The sequence below is a fragment of the Bartonella sp. AA78NXGY genome (assembly GCF_042197005.1).
Taxonomy (GTDB): domain Bacteria; phylum Pseudomonadota; class Alphaproteobacteria; order Rhizobiales; family Rhizobiaceae; genus Bartonella.
On record NZ_JBHIRI010000035.1, the window covers coordinates 1 to 5,929 of the forward strand.

The window sequence follows — 5,929 nt, forward strand, 5'->3', positions numbered from 1 at the left end:
TCAATGCGCAACTGTCTCACAATTTCTCCCTTCATGGTGATGTAAGTTATCAACAAAAGCTTCAGAAAACTGGTATAAGTGGTGCAAGCTTTTCAGGTGGCATGCGCTACCAGTTTTAAATCAAGGCTGTAAAAATAGCCTATTCATTCTATTCAATTTAACAAAAAGGGCAGCACAGTATGCTGCCTTTTTATCTCTCCCCTATTCTTTTCTACCAATACACACCGCCAACATTTTTCTTTAAGAAAATTAGTTAAAAAACTCAAGACAATAAAATATCGCGCTTTTAACTAGTAAAAATATCCCTTGAAAAAAACTAAAAGTCGATTGAAAAATCAATGAGCGCTATTTTATCGTAACCGTGTTAAAGAAAAACATGAAAGCTATGGTATCATCTTTGGTTTCATGATGTTGGAAGAGATCCCTATCAGGCTCAAGTATACAGTTTTTTGAAATTTTCTTGCCTATTTCTTTTCTTTAAGCATAAGCAACAAGTTTTATGCAAACATAACACATATCTTGAATAGAAAAACTTATAATACTTACATAATATTAACATAATGTATTCATTTAATACTAAATGAATTTAAATATAATACATTATATGCTAAATGTATAAGTTAATTTATACTTTACACAAAAATAAAAATATCCTATTCACGTTCCATCTCTAAAATATCCATCCATTTGATATCCTTCTTATAAGCGGGGGAAGAGTGTGTGGCTCTTATAAGTTAGGAAAATCTTGATGTGTAAAAAATCCCTTTTATGCTGCACAGCTGTCATAGCTGTCATGCTATTCAACACCCATCTCAATGTATATGCTGAAACTCTTGAAGTTTCCGGCGAGAAAAAAGAAGTATCTAACACAACGTATGAGATTATTAATGCGAAAGACAACGGGAAAATCACCGGCACACATTTAACTGTGGTTGGGAATAAAGACACGGATATTTATGCTGTAACAGCTGAAGGTTTTGGCAGTGCGATTACATTACTGCAAGACACAGCCATTAAAGGAACTGATTTTGACATTCGTCTTGGTCTTAATGCAAAAGATGGTGCTACAATCAAAATGACTGGAGGCATTATTACGATTTCTGAAATTGGCGCTTTCTTCGAAAACAGTATGAATGATAAAAATAAGCTGGAAGGTGTAACAATATCAAGCGGTAAAGATGGCCACTTCATGGACAAGGGAATAAATGCCGACAACAAAAGCAAAGTTACTTTAGAAAACGTAACAGTTACGCAAGCAAACACCAGTATATTTGCAAATGATCATTCTGAAGTAACGATTTTAGGAGGAGAATTTGATGGAGAACTCAAAGGAATATCTGCTACGGAAGGCAGCGCTATTACTTTAACCTATAGTGAATTAGCCGATAATAAAAAAGGCAGTGTTCAAGTTACATCATCTCATGGTGACGGACTCTATGCAAATGGTGCACAATCCACAATCACAATGATAGGAGGATCAGTCACTGGAGAAAATACAGCATTACTTGCAGAAAATGGCGGACATATTGACGTCACAGATGTTACTTTAAAAAAAGATGGCACCGGAATCGGTGCAATAGCTAATGATGTTGACAGCACAATTGAACTACACGGAAATACGGTAATTAATGACGCTGTAATTGGGCTTTATGCAACAAACGGTAGCACAATCACAATGACTGGAGGAACCATTACGGCTTTTGAAACTGGTGCGTTCTTCAATGAGAGTAAAAGCGATAAAAACAAATTAGAAAATGTAACCATTACTTATGCAAATACCAGCATAAGTGATCAAGACAAGCTAGAAAGTGTGAAAACATCGGACAATGAATTAGACCCTAGATGGGAAAGTGAATTAGAAAATGAAAAAGAAGAGTTTTTATACACAGGAATAACGGCCTTTGCCGGAAGTCATCTCACTTTAGAAAATGTAACCATTACGCAAGCAGACACCAGCATATCGGCAGAAGATGGTTCACAAGTAACGATATTAGGAGGAGCATTTGATGGAGAACACACAGGGCTATACGTAATGAACGGCAGCTTCATTACTTTAGCCAATAGTAAAGAAGGCAGCGTTCAAGTTACATCATCTGATGGTGATGGACTCTATGCAGACGGTTTATTCTCTACAATCATAATGATGGGAGGGACAGTGACTGCGGGAAATAGAGCATTATTTGCACAAAAAGGTGGATATATTAAGGTCACAGATGTTGCTCTAACAACGATGGACGGAAACGGATACGGGGCAGCTTCCACCGATCCTTACAGCTTTATTGAATTGGATGGAGAGACAACGATTACTAATGCTATAAATGGACTTGATGCGGAAAACAGTGGTGTCATCATAATGACGGGAGGAGCTGTAACTGCAAAAAGCGCAGCATTGTTTACCATGAACGGTGGATATATTAAGATCACAGATGTTGCTCTAACAACGATGGACGGAAACGGATACGGTGCAGCTTCCACCGATCCTGAAAGCTTAATTGAATTGGATGGGAAGACAACAATTAATAATGCTCTCATCGGACTTTATACAGAAAATAGTGGCACTATCTCAATGGCGGGTGGAACTGTAACTGGGAAAAGCGCGGCAGTACTTACAAAAAGCGGTGGACATATTAAGGTCACAGATGTTGCTCTAACAACAATGGATGGCAACGGATACGGTGCAGCTACCAGCGATCCTAACAGCTTGATTGAATTGCATGGAAAGACAACAATTAATAATGCTTTCATCGGACTTTATACAGAAAATAGTGGTACTATCACAATGGCGGATGGAACTGTAACCGCAACAAACATGGCACTGTTTGCAGCAAACGGTGGACATATTAAGGTCACAGATGTTGCTCTAACAACAATGGATGGCAACGGATACGGTGCAGCTACCACTGATCCTGACAGCTTGATTGAATTATATGGAAAGACAATAATTGATAATGCTTTCATCGGGCTTAATACAGAAAATAGTGGTACTATCACAATGGCGGGTGGAACTGTAACCGCAACAAACATGGCATTGCTTGCAAAAAGCGGAGGACATATTAAGCTCACAGATGTTGCTCTAACAACGATGTATGGCAACGGATACGGAGCAGCTACCTCCGATCCTGAAAGCTTGATTGAATTGCATGGAAAGACAACGATTAATAATGCTTTCATCGGACTTTATACAGAAAATAGTGGTACTATCACAATGGCAGGTGGAACTGTAACCGCAACAAACATGGCATTGCTTGCAAAAAGCGGGGGACATATTAAGCTCACAGATGTTGCTCTAACAACGATGTATGGTAACGGATACGGAGCAGCTACCTCCGATCCTGAAAGCTTGATTGAATTGGATGGAAAGACAACGATTAATAATGCTTTCATCGGGCTCAATGCAGAAAACAGTGGTGCAATCACAATGACGGGAGGAACTGTAACCGCTGCAAACATGGCATTGCTTGCAAAAAGCGGTGGGCATATTAAAGTCACAGATGTTGCTCTAACAACAATAAATGGTAACTATGGCGCAGCGACCACCGATCCTGATAGCTTGATCGAATTGCATGGAAAGACAACAATTAATAATGCTTTCATCGGGCTTAATGCAGAAAACAGTGGTGCAATCACAATGACGGGAGGAACTGTAACCGCTGCAAACATGGCAGTGTTTGCAAAAAACGGTGGGCATATTAAGGTCACAGATGTTGCTCTAACAACGATGTATGGTAACGGATACGGTGCAGCTACCACCGATCCTAATAGCTTGATTGAATTGTATGGGAAGACAACTATTGATAATGCTGTAACCGGACTTGATGCAGAAAATAGTGGCACAATCATAATGACTGGGGGAACAGTAACTGCGAAAACCATGGCATTGTTTGCAATGAACGGTGGACATATTAAGGTCACAGACGTTGCTCTAACAACAATGGATGGCAACGGATACGGTGCAGCTGCCAGCAATCCTTACAGCTTAATTGAATTGCATGGAAATACAGCGATTAGCAATACTTTCATCGGACTTTATGCAGAAAACGGTGGCACGATTAAAATGAATGGAGGGACCGTAGCAGCAAAAGGATCAGCATTTGTTGTAAAAAATAGCGGATATATTGATGTAACAAATGTTTCTGCAACAGCAGAAAACAGTGGCATAATATTTGATAAATCCGATGACGATAACGCCTTAGAAATCAACTTGACAAATACAAAAATTCGCACTGAAAATAGTATTGGAATTAACGCAGACCAATCAATCGGTATAGCCAATCTCAAAAATTCAGAAATCAGTGCCGATATTTTATTAGCAGCAAAAGCTTCAACTAAAGAAAATAATTTTGCTTTTACACTAAATGCTAATCACTCGGTATTAAAGGGAAGAGCAAAAATTGCAGAAAACAGAACCGTACGCTTTGATTTGACAAACAAGACAACATGGATATTGAAAACCAGTACAAAAGAAACCGATGATGATGGAAAACTGCTTGCTATTGCTCAAAGGTCACGTTCTGATATTTCTGTGCTCAATCTTAATGATAGTTCTATTGTTTTTAATGGACCGGTAGAAGATCATTATCATACATTGCATGTAGGATCTGGAATACCAACCATTCTAGCAGTCTATAATGCCTTTGGTGAGGCAGAAATTCATTTCAACGCTATATGGACTGATGGTGTTGCAATAGATGCACAAAAAACCGATAGGCTTCTCATTCACGGTGATGTAGCAGGCACCACAACAGTTTATGTCAAAAGTGTTTCAGGGGATAAAGAGAGTGTAGAAAATGCTTCTCCTCCTTCAAATATAGGTGGACTTTCACTTATTCAAGTTTCTGGAGAAGCAAAAGAAGACTCCTTTAAATTGAAAAATGGCTATACCACCATAGGAGGAACTCCTTATAAATATACGCTAACTTCCTATGGACCAGTATCAAGTTATGGCAAGGCCAATGCTAACCAAAACTTATTCGATGAAAAGGATAAAGATTTCTGGGACTTCCGCTTGCAGCCTGAATTTCTTGACCCCGATTCAAAAGTAAGAGCAGTTGTACCACAAATGGCAAGCTATTTGGTTATGCCAAATGCCCTCTTTTATACTGGATTGGCCGATATGGCCAAGCAAAATGCACTTTTAGCCAATATGAGAACAACAGTCTTGGGAGAGCAGAAAAATCTAAAAAACAGTTTCTTCCTCTCTACCTATGGGGGTACAGGAACCTTATCCTCGAAACGCGGTCCCCTTAAATATGGTTATGGTGCTGATATTCGCTATGCTGCTCTCCAAGCCGGTGTCACATTAGCGGCATTAGAAGGACAAAATACCACGACACATTTCGGTCTTATAGGTACCTATGGGCAGCTGTCTTTCACTCCAAAAGAGATGCAGGATGCAAGTAAAAGCACCCTAGATAAATGGTCTCTCACTGCCTATGGTAGTGTACAACATGACAGTGGTTTCTATATCGATACGCTTTTATCCTATGGGATAATAAAGGGCGATATCACCAATGCTATCATTGGTAAAACCGCGAAATTGAACAATGTAAAGATGTTGAGTATTTCCACCACCGTTGGCAAACAATTTTCTACCGGAATGGAAGGTTTAACCTTCGAGCCCCAAATACAACTTGCTTATCAACATTTGATGTTTGATACCATTGAAGATGCTGATAATTTAAAAATTGATATGAACAATCCTTCTCAATGGTTGATCCGTGTTGGTGGACGTTTAACCAAAACCATTATGACCACTGAAAATGGTCCTGCCATTTCCTTCTATGGAAAAGCAAACTTGATCAAAACCTTTGGTGATAATGGTACCATCCAGATTGGCAGAGATTTTGACCTTGATCCTATGGGACCTGCAATTGAAGGCGGCGTTGGCATCAATGCGCAACTGTCTCACAATTTCTCCCTTCATGGTGAT

General features: G+C 39.2%; 1 protein-coding gene. It reads left to right on the top strand.

Translation table 11 applies throughout. The annotated features are described in order from the left end of the window. Positions 1–748 precede the first annotated feature (748 nt). The coding region (locus tag ACFINL_RS09250; protein WP_375651450.1) for an autotransporter outer membrane beta-barrel domain-containing protein at positions 749–5,929 on the top strand (5,181 nt) is incomplete at its 3' end.